This is a genomic window from Fibrella aquatica, assembly GCF_041321135.1.
Taxonomy (GTDB): Bacteria; Bacteroidota; Bacteroidia; order Cytophagales; family Spirosomataceae; genus Fibrella; species Fibrella aquatica.
Map to the genome: position 1 here is coordinate 239,930 of NZ_JBGGWF010000008.1, position 16,181 is coordinate 256,110.

The 16,181-nt window shown below is 50.7% G+C and carries 13 protein-coding genes; 8 read left to right on the forward strand and 5 right to left on the reverse strand.

Annotation, left to right across the window (positions count from 1 at the left end; translation table 11 throughout):
* Positions 1–11: 11 nt before the first annotated feature.
* The gene (locus tag ACAW87_RS18500; RefSeq protein ID WP_370725121.1) at positions 12–512 is read right to left on the reverse strand and encodes a PPC domain-containing DNA-binding protein; all 501 of its coding nucleotides are present in this window, start codon (positions 510–512) and stop codon (positions 12–14) included.
* A 32-nt stretch (positions 513–544) separates the two neighbouring features.
* Here ACAW87_RS18500 and ACAW87_RS18505 point away from each other — a divergent pair, with 32 nt between their 5' ends.
* Positions 545–1,537, forward strand: coding sequence for a transglutaminase domain-containing protein (locus tag ACAW87_RS18505; protein WP_370725122.1), 993 nt, complete (start codon positions 545–547; stop codon positions 1,535–1,537).
* A gap of 87 nt (positions 1,538–1,624) precedes the next feature.
* On the opposite strand, the gene ACAW87_RS18510 is transcribed toward ACAW87_RS18505, so the two are convergent.
* Entirely contained in the window at positions 1,625–3,547 is a 1,923-nt protein-coding gene (locus ACAW87_RS18510) for a hypothetical protein (protein ID WP_370725123.1), read from the reverse strand.
* A 567-nt stretch (positions 3,548–4,114) separates the two neighbouring features.
* On the opposite strand from ACAW87_RS18510, the gene ACAW87_RS18515 reads away from it, so the two are divergent.
* The 3 genes from ACAW87_RS18515 (at position 4,115) to ACAW87_RS18525 (ending at position 9,865) form a co-directional block, all read left to right on the forward strand.
* Positions 4,115–5,455 carry a TolC family protein gene (locus tag ACAW87_RS18515; protein WP_370725124.1) on the forward strand — a complete coding sequence of 447 codons (1,341 nt, stop codon included), beginning with the start codon at positions 4,115–4,117 and terminating at the stop codon, positions 5,453–5,455.
* 20 nt (positions 5,456–5,475) lie between these two features.
* Positions 5,476–6,588, forward strand: coding sequence for an efflux RND transporter periplasmic adaptor subunit (locus ACAW87_RS18520; protein WP_370725125.1), 1,113 nt, complete (start codon positions 5,476–5,478; stop codon positions 6,586–6,588).
* An 82-nt stretch (positions 6,589–6,670) separates the two neighbouring features.
* Positions 6,671–9,865, forward strand: coding sequence for an efflux RND transporter permease subunit (locus tag ACAW87_RS18525; RefSeq protein WP_370725126.1), 3,195 nt, complete (start codon positions 6,671–6,673; stop codon positions 9,863–9,865).
* A gap of 89 nt (positions 9,866–9,954) precedes the next feature.
* On the opposite strand, the gene ACAW87_RS18530 is transcribed toward ACAW87_RS18525, so the two are convergent.
* A complete protein-coding gene (locus ACAW87_RS18530; RefSeq protein ID WP_370725127.1) occupies positions 9,955–10,404 on the reverse strand; it encodes a TonB family protein in 450 nt (149 codons plus the stop codon).
* Positions 10,405–10,565: 161 nt separating this feature from the next.
* Between ACAW87_RS18530 and queG the strand changes: the two genes are divergently transcribed.
* Both queG and ACAW87_RS18540 read left to right on the forward strand, forming a co-directional pair.
* Positions 10,566–11,501: a tRNA epoxyqueuosine(34) reductase QueG gene (gene queG / locus ACAW87_RS18535; RefSeq protein WP_370725128.1), complete on the forward strand. Its 936-nt coding sequence runs from the start codon at positions 10,566–10,568 to the stop codon at positions 11,499–11,501.
* Between the two features lie 87 nt (positions 11,502–11,588).
* Positions 11,589–12,257, forward strand: a complete 669-nt coding sequence (locus ACAW87_RS18540; protein WP_370725129.1) for a TetR/AcrR family transcriptional regulator — start codon at positions 11,589–11,591, stop codon at positions 12,255–12,257.
* Here ACAW87_RS18540 and kynU read toward each other — a convergent pair.
* On the reverse strand, positions 12,231–13,502 hold the full coding sequence (gene kynU / locus ACAW87_RS18545) for a kynureninase (RefSeq protein WP_370725130.1): 1,272 nt from the start codon (positions 13,500–13,502) through the stop codon (positions 12,231–12,233). The genes ACAW87_RS18540 and kynU overlap by 27 nt on opposite strands.
* A gap of 67 nt (positions 13,503–13,569) precedes the next feature.
* Between kynU and ACAW87_RS18550 the strand changes: the two genes are divergently transcribed.
* The gene (locus tag ACAW87_RS18550; protein ID WP_370725131.1) at positions 13,570–14,580 is read left to right on the forward strand and encodes a nitrilase-related carbon-nitrogen hydrolase; all 1,011 of its coding nucleotides are present in this window, start codon (positions 13,570–13,572) and stop codon (positions 14,578–14,580) included.
* A 101-nt stretch (positions 14,581–14,681) separates the two neighbouring features.
* Here the strand turns inward: ACAW87_RS18550 and xerD are convergent, their stop codons facing one another.
* Positions 14,682–15,584: a site-specific tyrosine recombinase XerD gene (gene xerD, locus ACAW87_RS18555; RefSeq protein WP_370725139.1), complete on the reverse strand. Its 903-nt coding sequence runs from the start codon at positions 15,582–15,584 to the stop codon at positions 14,682–14,684.
* A gap of 97 nt (positions 15,585–15,681) precedes the next feature.
* On the opposite strand from xerD, the gene aroQ reads away from it, so the two are divergent.
* Positions 15,682–16,116, forward strand: coding sequence for a type II 3-dehydroquinate dehydratase (aroQ, locus tag ACAW87_RS18560; RefSeq protein ID WP_370725132.1), 435 nt, complete (start codon positions 15,682–15,684; stop codon positions 16,114–16,116).
* Positions 16,117–16,181: the final 65 nt, after the last annotated feature.

Here is a 16,181-nt window from a genome sequence, read left to right on the forward strand (position 1 = left end):
CGCCGATCTGTTCATTTTCGCTTTTTTTTACGGACAACCAGTTCGCGGTAGCTAAATGTGGGATCAGGCTCGCGGGTGTATAGCAGGTCTGGCAGGATGCCAATGACGATTTCAGCCGTAGTGTAAATTTTGTTGCCCGGCATTAAGTGCCCGCCCAGCGTACGGCCTGTCGAGTCAGAAACGGATAAATGCACGTGACTGCCTTTGAGCGATAACGTACCTACAAGCGACACAATCTCGAAGTGGCCCGTGTACGTTGTTGCTTTCTCCTGATTAGCCAATCGTAACGAGGCATCGGTCAAACTCCCCACGCAGGTGAGTATCAACCCTGCTTCTATGCGTTCTTCGCGCACCACTCTATCCAGTTCTTCTTTCAGGTCCTGACCGGGTTTCATCCGGAAAGAAAAGGTAACCATCGGCGATTTTTGACCGATAGGAGGGTTGGTTTGGGCAGTAGCTTCGGGCATAGTCAGGAATTGGCTGAAGAGCGAAAACAATAAAAGAAAGCGCATCCGGGTTATTAGTTGTGTGATTGACTTGAGGTATGCGAAAATACACCCTTCCCGCCATTGTTGCCGCTTTCCTGTTAGCTGGCACTACGGCATTGACTCCCAGAACAATACCGAATTCGGTTTCTGTAACCACCCTTGCGCCCAATGAATATGAGGCGATTGACACCTATGCCCGGAGAACGCCGGAGGCTCATGCAAAAGATTTAAAAACGCTCAGCGCCTATTTAACAGCCCCTGCCCGGTCTGATCTGGCCAAAGCCCGGTCTGTTTACGCCTGGATTTTATCGCACGTGAAATACGATCTGGCGGTTTATTCAGGAAGCCATTACTCGTCTGAAACATACTATGCCAGTCGGATCTTGCAAAGTCGGCGGGCGGTTTGTTCTGGTTTTGCCATGTTGTATAAGCACCTGCTTAATCAGGCAGGGGTAGAGGTAACTACCGTGAAAGGCTATGCCCGCTACACCGATGCGCAGGCTGGCTATCCCACCGGCGGCATCGACCATGAATGGAATGCGGTGAAGCTTGATGGTGACTGGTATCTGATCGACCTGACCTGGGCAAGCACCACGGCGCAGAAAGGCGTGCCCAACGATTTCTACTTTCTGACAGACCCGCAAGCCTTCATCTCGCAGCATCTACCACTCGACTCACGTTGGCAGCTGCTTTCACGAGCGGTTACTAAAGCAGATTTTGACCGGTTTCCAAAGTACTACGATGCCTATTTCAATCTGGGATTTACTCCGTATTTCCCAAAACAGGGCATAATCAGAGGAGCAGATAACGTAACGCTTGATTTGGCCAACGAAGGCAATGTTGAATTTTGGTGCGCTGTTGGTCCAAGAGGTGGGCGAACCCATGCACAGGTCAAGCATTCGGTGACCCGATCGGGCGGTAATTATCAGCTAAACGTAAATGTACCGCGTCGTGGCGCGCAGACTCTGTACATATTTGCTAAGCAGAAAGCTAGTAAAACAGAGCGGTACAAACAGTATGCAGCCATTGCCTCCTTCACGGTATTGTAAATAAATTGACTATTTACTTTATCACTTAAACGCAGAAAGCCGGATCGTTTGATCCGGCTTTCTGCATTCTGAACTTAATCGATTACTCTACCGACGACGTCTTGCTGGTGCAGGAGGCGTGATAAGTTTCTGATACTGCTGAGCGTTCAGCGGCTTCAGATCGGTGATCGAATACGTGTTGTCGCTGATGATGGTGTTGAACTGACCAACAACGCGCTCTGGCTGACCGTTGCATGGGAGTTGCGTTACACTAAATACAGCGCGGAAGTACTGTACTTGCGGACGTACCCGACGGTTTTTGAAGCGAATTGCACGACCACTTTCGATCTGCGTCTTCTCTTGTTGCAGTGTACGTGCCAGGTCACCAGGCAGTTCACGGATGTCAAGAATCAGGGCAGTAGTATCGAATTCGAATGGTTGTGAAGCCAGTTTACGGTTCAGCGTACGGTAGCGCAGACGAGTAGTAGTATCACCAACCGACGTAATCTGACCGTTACAGTAACATACATTGGCTACTTCACGCGTATACGGGTTGCGGTAATATACTTCCAGACGCTCCAGCTTGTGACGGAACTCGCATGGACCACTTGGCGGAGTCAGCGGACCTGTTGGGCCACCCAGGATAGCAAAGCTTGTAGTGGCAACTTCGCTCATACAATCGCCACAGGCGGCTGTTTGATGGTTATGCACCGTTACGTAGTAGAAACCACGGCTTGGCTTACCATTCTGCAGGTACTGCGATGGGAAAGTCAGTGTAGTGTCGCGTGTGTCAACAACCTGAGCGATTACCTGATCACCAGCGGCTGAAGTGCTGCTAACTGTGTCTGGACGGTAGTACAGACGAGCCGTGAAGGTTTCGTTGCGAGGATTGATCGTCGTGCTTCTCCAGCTGATCGTTGGCGCCGATACGTTGTCTGGAATGCTGTCAGAAACGAGCGTCAGGCCGTTAAGCGGCGTGTTGCGGAAATTGACGGCCAGGGCTGGAATCGAATCGCAGGTTGGGCAGAACGTTGGTGCTTTCGGGATCAGGCGTTTCTGAATGAAGCTCTTGCGAACGGCAACACCCGCGGTGAATCCACCGTGCAAACGCTGAAATTCGTATACGCTGTTGGTTACGTTTTGCGAACCACCATCGAAGATCATGTAATTAAGCTTCGTGTAATAACCCTGCGCCTGCAAACCAAGGTGCCAGTTGTTGCGCAATGGGAAGAAGATACCCAATGAGGCATTACCGCCCAGATGCAACAACTTGTTACTTGGAGCAACTACCCGAACAAGCTGTTCGCCTGTTAGTGGGTTCCCTGTTGGTACAGTGGCACCCAGGAATGCCGATTCTGTACGGTAGAGACCACCACGAATGGCGGCTTCAATAAACGTGCCTGTAGAGATCGGCGTTCTGCGGCGACCAATTTCCCACGAGAGAACAGGACCGATTGTCAGGAAAAAGTCTTCCTGAGGCTTGTTACGCAGAAATACGTTGGCTGCCGGAATACCACGACCACTAGCAAGAGCAAGAAAATCATCTTTCCATACATTACGTGTATAGAAGTTTTGGTAACCCAATGCTGCACTCAACCCTAGCTTAAGCTTGCGCTCGGGACGAGAGAAGAAATAGTCAGCATTAAATGTTGTGTTGATCCCTGTACCATTATACAGAGAGTTGTCGCGCCGGTTAGGGCCAAATGTAGCGTCGAAGCTACCGCAGTAAGCGAAAGCAGGTCCGATAAAGGCACCAACCCGCCAAGGGGAGATACGACGTACAAGAGCAAATGTTTGAAGAGTGGTGTCGCAATCTTCTAACTCAGTCAAAGTTGGATACTGAGACTTAAAGCTGGCCCGTTGGACAGTGTCTGTGTACCCTTTTTTTCCGAGGTCGAAAATTCGTTCACGGGGTGCATAGCGGTCTGCGGCCTGATTACGGCGCACAGTGTCGGCTTGCTGTGCATAGGTGGACGCCGTACCCGCATAGAGGAACGCAACGCCCGCCATAAGTCGGATAAGTCTGTGCATACGTACAGTTTATTTTTGTTTCGATGGCAAAATACAACTACAGTAACTGAAATCAAGGGTTACTCCATGAAAGATTTTAGGCAACGGTCTGACTCTTAAGTCTATTTTGATGTGTAATTAGCTTCATAAGGCTCTGTAAATGGGCTGTATACGTTGTTAAATATAGGACATTATATATTTTTAACACTTACCAAAACACTAGCCATCTGAAAATGGATTATTGATCATTTTCGCAAATTCAAAAAAACACACCTGATTCCGGGTTCTCCCTAAATATAGCGGCCTCATAGTCTCTGATGACCTAAATATATTGAGCGTTAAGTCTACTAATTACATATGAAAACTCGCTAGTACTCAACTTTGTCAGACCATAGACAAGAGACAGACTTGCGCAAAAGCGGTTTAGCTACGTATAGTAAGGATTCTGCTGATGCGTAAACAATTAGATGGCTATCGGTTATACAGAGGTACACGCTGAAGCCAAACAAAAACAAAACTCCGGAATTTTCAGGTAGTAAACCCTGTTGACCATCTAATTTGCAACGTGCAATTATTGCTCACAACGTTATGAAAATCAGTTCGTTTGTATTTTTTTCAGGATTACTTGTCTTATTTAATGTCGGATGCTTTGGGCAAAACGCGCCCGACTTGCAAGGGAAACAAGCCTACCTGACCGACTGCGTTCAGTATGCACTCGCCAACAACCCAGTTATTCGCCAGCGACTGATTGATCAGGAAATAGCAGACCGGTCGGTGCGTAGTGCGTTGGCGGCCTGGTATCCGCAGATTAACAGTAGCTATAATCTGGTTCATTTCCTGAAACTCCCGGTTACGCTAATTCCCGATGCAACCACTGGCGAACGAAGGCCGGTAGCCCTTGGCGCCCAGAACACATCGACCGTTTCGTTTTCGCTGACACAAAGCATCTTTAACCGTGACGTGTTGCTTGCCAGTCGAACCGCCGATACATATAGACTACAGGCGGCTCAAGTGACGGCCAATGACAAGATCGAGGTGACGGTGAATGTGAGCAAGGCGTTTTACGATGTCATACTGACCCAGCGGCAAATCGAGATTCTGAACGAGGACATTCTTCGATTGCAGCGTAGTCTGCAAGATGCCAATAACCAGTATGAAAGTGGTGTAGTGGACAAAACGGATCCACAACGGGCTAAAATTGCGCTCAATAATACCCTGGCTCAGCGTAAACAATATCAGGAACTGGTGGGAGCGAAGGCACAGGCCTTGAAGCAATTGATGGGATACCCACCCACCTCACCACTGGCATTAACGTATGACACGCTTCAACTGGCTAACGAAATCACGATGGATACCACCTTGCTGGTTAATCCAAAGTCGCGGATTGAGTATCAATTGCTGCAAACGCAGGGCCAACTCCTTGACGCCAATGTTCGCTATAATCGCTGGTCGTTTCTGCCCACCGTAAACGCCAACGCCAACTACAACCTGCTCTATCAGAACAACGTTTTTCCGCAGCTATACAATCAGACGTTTCCTAACTCACTCATCGGTCTGTCGGTGATCTTTCCCATTTTTCAGGGTGGCAGGCGAACTCAGCAGACCCGCATAGCCGAACTTCAATCGAGGCGACTGCAATGGGATCTGACGGCGTTGACCAGTTCGGTCGATGCCGAATACGCACAGGCACTGGCCACCTATAAAGGGAATCTGGCCAGTTATGAGGCGTTGCGCGAAAATCAGGCCCTGGCCCAGGATGTTTACCGAATCGTGGATCTGCAATACCGTTCCGGCATTCGAACGTACTTGGACGTAACGATTGCGCAGGCTGATCTGCAAACCGCACGACTCAACGTGTTCAACGCCCTCTATGCCGTTATCATCAGTAAACTAGACGTACAGCGTGCGCTTGGTCTCATCACTTATTAATGCCCGACAAATTCAACGCGATGAAAAAGAGTATAACCATTTTTATAGTAGTGGCAACGGCAGGGCTGCTGGTTGCCTGTGGTGACAAAAAAGACGAGCAACAGCAAGCTCCACCACCACCCACACCCGTCACGGCTATAAAAGCAATGAAAGGCAATGCTACCTATTATGAGGAGTATCCGGCCACAGTAACGGCTCTGCGCGAAGTAGAGATTCAGCCGCAGGTAGCCGGCAACATCACGGGAATTTTCTTTCAGGATGGTCAGATTGTCCGTAAAGGGCAAAAATTGTACACGATTGACGCGCAACAATATCGCGCTGGTTATGATCAGGCCGTGGCTAATCTGAATGTGCAGAAGGCTAACCTGAACCGTGCTCAGAAAGATGCCAATCGATATAATACGCTGGCTCAGCAAGATGCTATTGCCCGGCAGGTAGTTGATAATGCCTCGGCAACGCTCGAAGCCGCCCAAATGCAGGTAGCAGCGGCCGAAGCCAACATTCGCCAGGTAGCTACTAACCTGAAATATACGACCATTTACTCGCCGCTCGATGGTACCATCGGTATTTCACAGGTACGTTTGGGGGCTGCGGTTGCACCCGGTGCTGTTCCGCTTAATACGGTTTCGGCTGATAATCCGATCGCCGTTGACATCCAGGCTGATGATTCGATGATTGCCCGCTTTTCGGCTCTGCAAAAACAGCCCAATGCCGTCCGCGACTCGATGCTGCTGTTTGTGCTGACCGACGGTACCGTTTACAAATACCCAGGAACGGTACAAATCATAGACCGTGCCGTTGATCCACAGACAGGTACGTTACGTGTTCGCGTCTCGTTCCCGAATCCGGGTCGGCAGCTTAAAGTAGGTATCAACGGAAATATTCGGGTGAAAAATGCTACCCGTGAGCCGCAACTTATGATACCGTATCAGGCTGTGACCGAGCAAATGAGTGAATACTTCGCCTATGTGGTCGGCGATAGCAGTAAGGTGACTCAGAAAAAACTGACACTTGGTGCCCGGGTCAATGATCAGGTAATTGTGAAAGGGGGTTTGAATGAAGGTGAAATCGTTGTTACGGAAGGTACCCAGAAACTCCGTGAAGGAACAAGGGTGAAAGCCACGGTGAAATAATTGACACCATTACACCAGGTTTTACCCGGTGTGAGAAAACAAGTAGTGCACACCGGTCAACGTTCGGTGAAACAGGAAAAATATGTTCGCAGAAATTTTTATAAATCGGCCGGTGATGGCCATTGTAACATCCATCGTGATTGTGGCGCTGGGTGTGCTGGCTTTACTGAATTTGCCGGTCAGTCAATATCCCGATATCACGCCTCCGGTGGTGCAGGTGACAGGTACGTATACCGGTGCTGATGCGCAAACGGTGGAGCAAACCGTGGCTACGCCGATTGAAACGCAGGTGAACGGAACTCCCGGGATGGACTATGTGCAGACCAATGCAACCAACGATGGTCGCATGAGCATGAACGTGACCTTTAAAGTAGGTACCGACGTAAACATTGCCGCGCTCGACGTGCAGAACCGCGTAGGTATTGCGCAGCCGCAACTACCGCAGGAGGTAACCCGGCTCGGCGTAGTGGTTCGGAAACGGAATCCGTCGCTGTTCATGCTGGTAGCTATGTACTCGCCCAAAGGCACACACAACGTTTCCTTCCTGGATAATTATACCAATATATATATACGGGATGCTTTGTTAAGGGTACCAGGTGTAGGCGACATTTTTAGCCGCGCTGATGATTTTTCCATGCGAATCTGGCTTAAGCCCGACCGGCTGGCGCAATTGGGACTAACGCCCGATCAGGTAGTAGCCGCTTTGCAGGAGCAGAACTTACAGGTGGCTGGCGGCTCGGTGGGCGCACCTCCTCAACCCGGTTCGCAGGCGTTCGAGTATTCGGTGTTTACCAATAGTCGTCTCAGCAAAGAAGACGAGTTTCGCAAAATCATCGTTCGTAGTGATCCGGCAACGGGTTCGCTGGTTCGTCTGGAAGATGTAGCGCGTATTCAACTGGGTAAGTTTTCGTATGCCAGTAACTCGTTCGTTGATGGCAAACGGGCCTCGTACCTGCTAGTGTATCAGTTGCCGGGAAGTAACGCGCTGGCCACCGCCAAAGGCGTGTACGAAGCGATGGACAACCTGAAAAAGACGTTCCCGAAAGACATTGAGTATGTGGTGCCTTTTGAGTCGGTATCCGTTATCGACGTGTCTATCGAAGAAGTAGTGAAAACGCTGCTTGAAGCGCTGGTGCTGGTGATTCTGGTGGTGTTCCTGTTTCTGCAAAGCTGGCGCGCCACGCTAATCACGCTGTTAGCTATTCCGGTGTCTATCATAGGTACGTTCGCGCTATTCATTCCACTTGGATTCACTATCAATACACTAACGCTCTTTGCCTTCGTATTGGCCATCGGTATTGTGGTCGATGATGCCATTGTGGTGGTGGAAGCTGTGCAGGTAAACCTCGACAAAGGCCAGTCGCCCAGAGAGGCGACTATGGAGGCAATGCGTGAAATATCGGCTCCGGTTATTGCCATCGCCCTGATTCTGGCCGCGGTATTCGTGCCGGTAGGCTTCATTCCTGGTATTGTGGGGCGGCTCTATCAGCAGTTTGCCATCACCATTGCCGCTTCGGTACTGATCTCGGCTTTCGTGGCCCTGACGCTGACACCAGCACTCTGTACGCTGATGCTCAAACCCATGCACATCGACGAAAATTCGACGGGGTTGAACAAGTTTTTCTACAAGTTTAACCAGTGGTTCGAGAAGGTAACCAACGCCTATTCAAACAGCGTAAACCGGCTGATCAAAGCTACACCGCTGGTTATTGTGGGACTGGTGGTGCTTTATATTGGAACGGGCCTGCTTTTCCGGGCCAAACCCACCGGCTTTATTCCAACGGAAGATGAAGGTCGGTTGATCGTTACCTACGAAATACCGGAAGCTGCCTCGACAACGCGAAGTCTGGAGGTGCTCAATCAGATCATGGATATTCTGAAAAAGCAACCTTACGTAAATCACTTCGCGGCGTTGGGTGGATTGAACGCTGTTACGTTCGCTTCCAAATCGAACAGCGGTACGGTTTTCATGCAGCTTAAACCGTGGGCCGAACGAAAGGAGCGAAACATGCAAGCTGATTCGATTGTGGTCAAACTACAACAGGCGCTTTCCGGATTGAATGATGCCCGGCCACAGGTACTTCAGCCGCCGGCCATTCCGGGGCTGGGGCAATCATCGGGTTTTACGTTTGTCATTCAGCAGCGCGAAACCAACGATGATGTCAGGGCTTTCGATGGGGTCGTGCAGAATTTCCTGGCCGAAGCTTCTAAACGCCCGGAAATTGGGCGCGCGTTCACCTATTTTACGGCCAAATCGCCCGCTTACCGAGTGGACGTAGACCGCGAGAAATGCAAAAAGCTGGGTATTTCGGTTAGTTCAGTGTATACCACTATGCAAACGTTTCTGGGTAGCCAGTACGTGAATGACTTCATTATCTATGGTCGTAAATTCCGGGTGGTGGCGCAGGCAGATACCATGTACCGTACCGATGTGAAAAACCTGGGGCAGTATTATGTCAGAAATCAGGGCGGTCAGTTGGTGCCTCTCAGTGCGGTTATAAAAACGAGCGTCATCGAAAACGCGCCGCTGATTTCGCACTTTAACCTGTTTCGATCAGTGGAAATTAACGGGGCTGCCAAACCGGGTTTCAGTAGCAGTCAGGCCAACGATGCCCTGCGCGAGGTAGCAGCCCAGGTATTGCCGGCGGGTTATTCTTACGACTTCTCGGGCCTGAGCCGCGAAGAGATCAATGCGGGTAATAGCTCCGTATTCATTTTCATGCTGTCGATCGCGTTTGTGTTCCTGTTTCTGGCGGCGCTATACGAAAGCTGGTCGGTTCCGTTCTCGGTGTTGTTGTCGGTGCCGATTGGTGCCCTTGGGGCTATTTTGGCCCTAACGCTGTTCCCGTATCTGACCAACAACATCTACGCGCAAATCGGGTTAATTACGCTGATTGGTCTGGCAGCAAAAAACGCCATTCTGATTGTTGAATTTGCCAAAGAGCGTGTAGATAAAGGCGAAGACCTGCTCGAATCAACGATTGAAGCCGTACGGTTGCGGTTACGCCCTATTCTGATGACGTCGCTGGCGTTTATTTTGGGCGTGGTGCCGCTCGCTATCGCTACCGGCGCTGGTGGTGTAGCCCGAGCTACTATTGGCCGCACTGTGCTGGGTGGTATGCTGGCCGCTACGTCACTGGCCATCTTTGTGGTTCCTGTATTATACGTGGCCATTACGAAGCTGGCCTACGGTAAAAAAGGGCTGGAAGAATTGAGAAAGAAGAAGGAAAACAAAGACGAAACGTCAGGCGATAACCCACAGATCGCCAGCGCATAAAACGAACGTACCCAGAATGGCAATGCCCAATCCTGTTTTATCAGTGATTGGGCATTGCCATTCTGGGTACGTGACGAATGTCGACGCTATTATTTAGCGTAGCCAACCACCACCACTTCTTCCAATATTTTTCTGTCTTTCAACGACGTAAGAAAATCGCTGTTTTCATCTCTGGCCTGAATGGTCTTCTGTTCAGTTTCGAGTTGAAATTGAATCGGAATCACATAACTACCTGCATCTGATTGGCTCTGAGCCGGGAGTTTGGTCAACACCCGTTTAATTTCTTCGGAAAACGGGCTATCCACATTCGTCGAATTCAAGACAACGACATCAGCAATAGATCCCTGCTCGTTGATGTTGAACCCTACGTAAGCCTTGGCCACGCTGTTGGCTCTGCTAGAGGCGCTTGGATAACGAACATTTTTGCCGATGGCCTGGTAAAATTCGCTGGATTTGCTGAGCAGTTGTTTCTTAGCTTGCCCGAGTGAGGCAGACATTGTGCCTACTAATAGCACTAATGCAATTGATAGCGTTTTCATAGCAGATCAGAGTATGATTTAGTTAGTTGTGATGTGATGCGATTCTGGGTAAGAATTCATAAATGTTGGTGATATTTTTATCGTGGAAATCAACAACTCAGTAAGGAAACGTACCTGAAGAAACTTAGAAACCTATCGGGTCAACAAATCATTATAGGCCTATGATGACGAACGCGCAAAAGATCAAAGCAAAAGCACTCGAACTGGGTTTTGACTTCTGCGGCGTTGCCCGGGCTGATTTTCTGGCCGAAGAAGCCCCCCGGTTGGAGGCGTGGCTGACGCGTAACATGCACGGGCAAATGGGCTACATGGCCAACCACTTCGATAAGCGGCTGGATCCCCGGTTGCTGGTGGAAGGGGCCAAGTCTGTGGTATCGGTACTGCTGAACTATTACCCCGGCGAAGAACCCGACCATCGACTTCCTGAGAGCAACGAAGACTATAAACTTTCTAAGTACGCCTACGGCACCGATTATCATTTTGTTCTGAAAGACAAATTAACCGATCTGTTACAGTTCATTCGAGACGAGATTGGGGAGGTGGGAGGACGGGCCTTTGTTGATTCGGCACCGGTGATGGACAAAGCCTGGGCGGCTAAATCGGGGTTGGGGTGGGTGGGTAAAAACGCTAATCTGCTGAACCAGAAAATGGGCAGCTTCTTCTTCATCGGCGAACTGATTCTGGATCTTGACCTGGAACCCGACGGCCCCACTACCGATCACTGCGGCACCTGTACCCGTTGCATCGACGCGTGCCCTACCGATGCTATCGTGGCCCCGTATGTGGTTGACGGAAGCCGTTGCATATCCTACTTTACCATTGAATTGAAAGAGGCTATTCCGCAGGAAGTAGCCGGAAAATTCGAGAACTGGATCTTCGGATGCGACATCTGCCAGGACGTTTGTCCGTGGAACAAATTCGCCAAACCACACCAGACACCAGCCTTTAATCTATCGCCGGAATTGGCGGCGATGACCAAAAATGATTGGGAAGAAATTACGGAAGATGTGTTCCGTGAATTATTCAAACGGTCGCCCATAAAGCGGACAAAATGGGAGGGTTTGACTAAAAACGTCCGCTTTATAAACCATTCGTAGTTTGTGTTCACTTAATCGTTATGTTTAGCCGGTGATTTTGCTGATTTCGAAATAAACCTAAATCAGTGAGCCATTGGCTTTACCAATATGACGCGTGATAGAGTACAGACTGAGCAACGATTAATTGATGCAGTCCACGAATTACTGACCGAGGGCGGATTTGAACAGGTACGCATTAATCGGGTCGCCCAGAAAGCCAAGGTTAATAAGATTCTGATCTATCGCTATTTTGGAGGGTTGGATGGGCTTGTTAGGGCTTATTATGAAAAATATCAGCCTATAGTCACGGCTCCTCCCATTGATCTTGAAAAGCTCCGTGGCGCACCTATTGACGTGTTTTTTGAGGCTTGCTGCGATTTTATTCTCACCGAATTCAGGTTGCTACGGGCCAATCCGCAAGCGCAGGGATTTTTACGGAATGATTTGCTTAACGGGCAAAACGGCGCACCCAACCCGGTTGCATTCCAGAAAGAAGAAAAACTCCGCATCATGATTGAGCAATTGGGCGAGTTAATTCAGAGTAAATACGGACGCCCGTTTGCAGCCATCATCATCAGCGGCATGACGATGCTGACCTTCATGGCGCACGATAAACGAACGATTATGGGTGTCGACGTAGGAAGCGACGAAGGTTGGGCGGAAATTGAAGAGGCAATCCGGCGGATCTTCTATGGTGTTTCGCTTTCGGCCAAGGAGCGGCTTGGCAACAACGTACCTGAACACCTGCCTTCAGCCAATAGTGAGCAAACGTTGTAGCGCGTTGCCCACCTGCCAAACTTCCTCAAATGTGTTGTAGAGCGCTGTAGGTGCCAGACGTATGCAGTTGGGTTCGCGCCAGTCGCCAATGATACCTTCTTCGGTAAGTTGCCCGAAAACGGTTTTTCCGTTGGCAGGAATCAGTAACGAGAGCTGACAGCCACGCTGCGTGGGGTCGGTAGGGGTAAGCACCTGTACTAGATCGGCAACCAGAAAATGCAGGTACGCCGTGAGCCGTTCGCTTTTACGGCGTAGGTTGGCCATGCCTGCTTCTGCAGTAAGTTGCACAGCGGCGTTATGTACGGCCATAGCCAGTACGGTTGGCGTGCTGACCTGCCAGCCATCGGCCCCCGGCATAGGAACAAAACCCTTGGTCATTTCGAATCGCCGCGCCTGATCGTAACCCCACCAGCCCGCCAGCCGGGGTACGTTGGTGTTGGCGTGGTGTTTATTATGTACGAAAATGCCCGACACGCCCCCCGGCCCGGCGTTCAGGTATTTGTAGGAGCACCAAAACGCAAAATCTACGCCCCAGTCGTGCAAATGCAGCGGAATGTTGCCCACCGCGTGGGCCAGATCGAAACCCACAGGTACGTTGTACTTCCCGGCGAGCCGGGAGATTGCCGCCATGTCGAAGGCCTGGCCAGTGTAGTAATGCACACCACTGAGTAAGATCAGCGCCAGTTCATCGGCGTGCTCTTCTATAGCCGTGAGTATATCAGCCATTCGCCACGTTTCCTCCCCGGCGCGCGGGCTTACCTCAATCAAGACCTCGGCAGGGTCGAGTCCACGGCTGCTGATGTGCGTTTCCAGCGCATACTGGTCAGACGGGAAATCACCGCTGATGGTTAGAATCCGGGCTCGTTGCGGCGTTGGCTGGTAAAAAGAGGCGAGGAGCAGGTGCATGTTGACCGTGAGGTTGTTCATGGCGCACACCTCAGCTTCTGTACCTCCTACAATATGGGCCATTGCCGGCTTACTTTGCTCGTGAATAGCCAGCCAGGGCGTATGCTGAAGCGTTTCGTCGTGCTCGAACCAGCCTTCGACGGCCAGATTCTGCCAAACGGCTAATTCGCGCTCCAGCGCGGCGCGGGCGGTTTTGGGCTGGAGGCCCAGTGAGTTGCCACAGAAATAAATGAGTGGCTGTCCGTTTCGGTGCGGGATATGAAACTGATCCCGGTATATGCTGAGTGGATCTGCCTGATCGAGTTGACGGGCAAAATCGCGGTTGTTAATGAAGTTCATGTCGGAAAGTTAACGCAGAAATCAGGTTGATCTTTGTAATTTGGCCCATTAACTCCATCCTTCACTCATGTATAAAGCGCTAGCGTTACAACTTACCTGCCAAACCGTTAATAGGGCCACGACCCGTGAGGAAGCCGAAACAATTATGCTGGCTTCCATTGATCGGATTGATAAGCAGATCGAAGCATCGATCAATTTCGCCGGTCGCGATACGTTGCTGATTGTGGTTCCCGAATATTTTCTGACGGGATTTCCGATGGGCGAAAGCCTGGTGGAATGGCGCGATAAGGCAGCGCTGGAACTTGACGGACGCATCTACGAAGCGTTGGGGGCGATGGTACAAAGGCATAAAATTTACTTTTCAGGCAATGCCTACGAACAAGACCCCTTCTTTCCTGATCTTTATTTCCAGACCAGTTTCATCATTGGCCCCGGTGGCGATGTGATCTTGCGCTACCGTCGCCTGAACTCGCTGTACAGTCCAACTCCGCATGATGTTTGGGCTTACTACCTGGAGGCATACGGCTACGATTCAATTTTTCCGGTGGCCAAAACAAACATCGGAAACCTGGCGTGCATTGCTTCCGACGAGATTTTGTATCCCGAAGTGGCCCGCTGTTTGGCTATGCGTGGTGCCGAGATATTCCTGCACTCTACCTCCGAGATTGGCAGCCCCATGCTAACCCAGAAAAACGTGGGCAAAATGGCCCGCGCCATTGAAAACATGGGATACGTGGTCTCGGCCAATTCTGCTGGTATGTCGGGCGTATCCATTCCGTTTGGCTCAACTGATGCGGGTTCCAAAGTAGTCGATTACAAAGGATTAGTGCTAGCCGAAGCAGGCTATGGCGAAAGTATGGTAGCCAATGCCGATATAGATCTAAGCGCGCTACGGCAATACCGCCAGCGGACGGGGGTTGCCAATCTACTCTCGCGGCAACGATTTGAGCTGTATGCCGAAAGCTACACCCAACACAGTTATTACCCACCCAATACCCTCCTGGCCGAATCGCCCGACCGGGGCATATTCACCAAAAACCAGCAAGACGTCATCCGTCGGTTGTTTGACGGGAAGTGACAAGTTTGTGGTTTGTCGTGTGAGGTTTGTGGTTGCGCTGCTAAGTCATAATCAAGTTGAGTTAGCAGCGCAACCACAAACCTCACACGACAAACCACAAACTATCTCCTCCCCCTCGGGTGGAAGTCCACTAGCGTTTGCTTCAGGTAGTCGCGGTCGAGGTGGGTGTAGATTTCGGTGGTGGTGATGGATTCGTGGCCTAGCATCTGCTGAACGGCGCGCAGGTCGGCACCACCTTCGATGAGGTGCGTGGCAAACGAATGCCGGAACGTGTGCGGGCTGATCGTTTTCGTGATACCCGCCGTTGCTGCCAGCGTTTTGATTGTCGTGAAGATCGTGATGCGCGATAGTTTGGTGCCGCGCCTGTTCAGAAACAGCGTGTCTTCGTCGCCCTTTTGAATGTCAATCTGGCTACGGGTGTGCTCCACGTACATGGTCGTGTACTTGATGGCATCGCCACCGATGGGCACTAGCCGCGCTTTGTTTCCCTTTCCCATGACCCGAACAAAACCCGAATCGAAATAGCAGTCGGTTAACTTAAGGTCGAGCAGTTCGGATACACGAAGGCCGGAACTGTAGAGTACTTCAAGCGCCGCCCGGTCACGAGGCCCGGCGGGTGAGGAAAGATCGATGGCCGCCAGTAACTGTTCTATCTCGGGAAAACTGAGCGTATCGGGCAACTTGCGACCCAATTTCGGGCCTTCGATGCGATGGGCCGGGTCGTGCTGAATCAGGTTTTCGAGCAACAGGTATTTGAAAAAAGCCTTCACGCCCGACAGCATTCGGGCCTGACTGTGCGCCACCAGCCCCAATTCACCCACGTATTGAAGAAAACCGGAAATATGGCCTTCGTGGACCTGCAATGGCCCAATCTCCGGGTGCGACAGTTGAATGTACTCGTGCAGCCGCGCCACATCGTGCAGGTAGGCATCGATGGAATTTTCGGACAGCGACCGTTCCAGCCGCATGTAATTTTTAAAGGCGTTACTATATCGTTCCCACATGGTGTCGCAAAAGTCGGGAGCAGTGCCGAAACAACCGCCTGTTGATAAATAATCGGCGCGGGGCCTGTTACTTTGCGGTGGTGTAACGCACAAGATCATGACCTCTATTCTTATTATCAACGGCCCTAACCTGAATTTGCTGGGTAAACGTGAACCGCACATCTACGGCAGTCAAACGTTTCTCGACTACCTGAAAACGGTTGAAGCGCTTTTCCCCGATGTGCAACTGCGCTATTTCCAGTCGAATCACGAAGGCGAACTGATCGATAAAATTCACGAACTCGGTTTCACCATCGACGGTATTGTGATCAATGCAGGTGCTTACACCCACACGTCTATCGCCCTTGCCGATGCGCTGTCGGCCGTTACGGCCCCGGCCATCGAGGTTCACATCAGTAACGTCCACGCCCGTGAATCATACCGTCACCACAGTTACCTGTCGGCCAAATGCAAAGGCGTCATTGTGGGGCTAGGGTTGCAAGGCTATGAGTTGGCGATTAGAGCGCTGATTGAATTAAGAATTAAGAATTAAGCCGGTCCGCCGTTGCGGTGGCTCTGCTAATAGATACGTTGGTTGTTTAGCAGAGCCACCGCAAC

Excerpts from the sequence above, each read along its gene's own strand:
- queG (WP_370725128.1), top strand. The coding sequence starts at position 10,566 with ATGATGACGAACGCGCAAAAGATCAAAGCAAAAGCACTCGAACTGGGT.
- ACAW87_RS18520 (WP_370725125.1), top strand. The coding sequence starts at position 5,476 with ATGAAAAAGAGTATAACCATTTTTATAGTAGTGGCAACGGCAGGGCTG.
- kynU (WP_370725130.1), bottom strand. The coding sequence starts at position 13,502 with ATGAACTTCATTAACAACCGCGATTTTGCCCGTCAACTCGATCAGGCA.
- ACAW87_RS18550 (WP_370725131.1), top strand. The coding sequence starts at position 13,570 with ATGTATAAAGCGCTAGCGTTACAACTTACCTGCCAAACCGTTAATAGG.
- ACAW87_RS18530 (WP_370725127.1), bottom strand. The coding sequence starts at position 10,404 with ATGAAAACGCTATCAATTGCATTAGTGCTATTAGTAGGCACAATGTCT.
- aroQ (WP_370725132.1), top strand. The coding sequence starts at position 15,682 with ATGACCTCTATTCTTATTATCAACGGCCCTAACCTGAATTTGCTGGGT.
- ACAW87_RS18525 (WP_370725126.1), top strand. The coding sequence starts at position 6,671 with ATGTTCGCAGAAATTTTTATAAATCGGCCGGTGATGGCCATTGTAACA.
- ACAW87_RS18510 (WP_370725123.1), bottom strand. The coding sequence starts at position 3,547 with ATGCACAGACTTATCCGACTTATGGCGGGCGTTGCGTTCCTCTATGCG.
- ACAW87_RS18515 (WP_370725124.1), top strand. The coding sequence starts at position 4,115 with ATGAAAATCAGTTCGTTTGTATTTTTTTCAGGATTACTTGTCTTATTT.
- ACAW87_RS18500 (WP_370725121.1), bottom strand. The coding sequence starts at position 512 with ATGCGCTTTCTTTTATTGTTTTCGCTCTTCAGCCAATTCCTGACTATG.
- ACAW87_RS18505 (WP_370725122.1), top strand. The coding sequence starts at position 545 with ATGCGAAAATACACCCTTCCCGCCATTGTTGCCGCTTTCCTGTTAGCT.
- xerD (WP_370725139.1), bottom strand. The coding sequence starts at position 15,584 with ATGTGGGAACGATATAGTAACGCCTTTAAAAATTACATGCGGCTGGAA.
- ACAW87_RS18540 (WP_370725129.1), top strand. The coding sequence starts at position 11,589 with ATGACGCGTGATAGAGTACAGACTGAGCAACGATTAATTGATGCAGTC.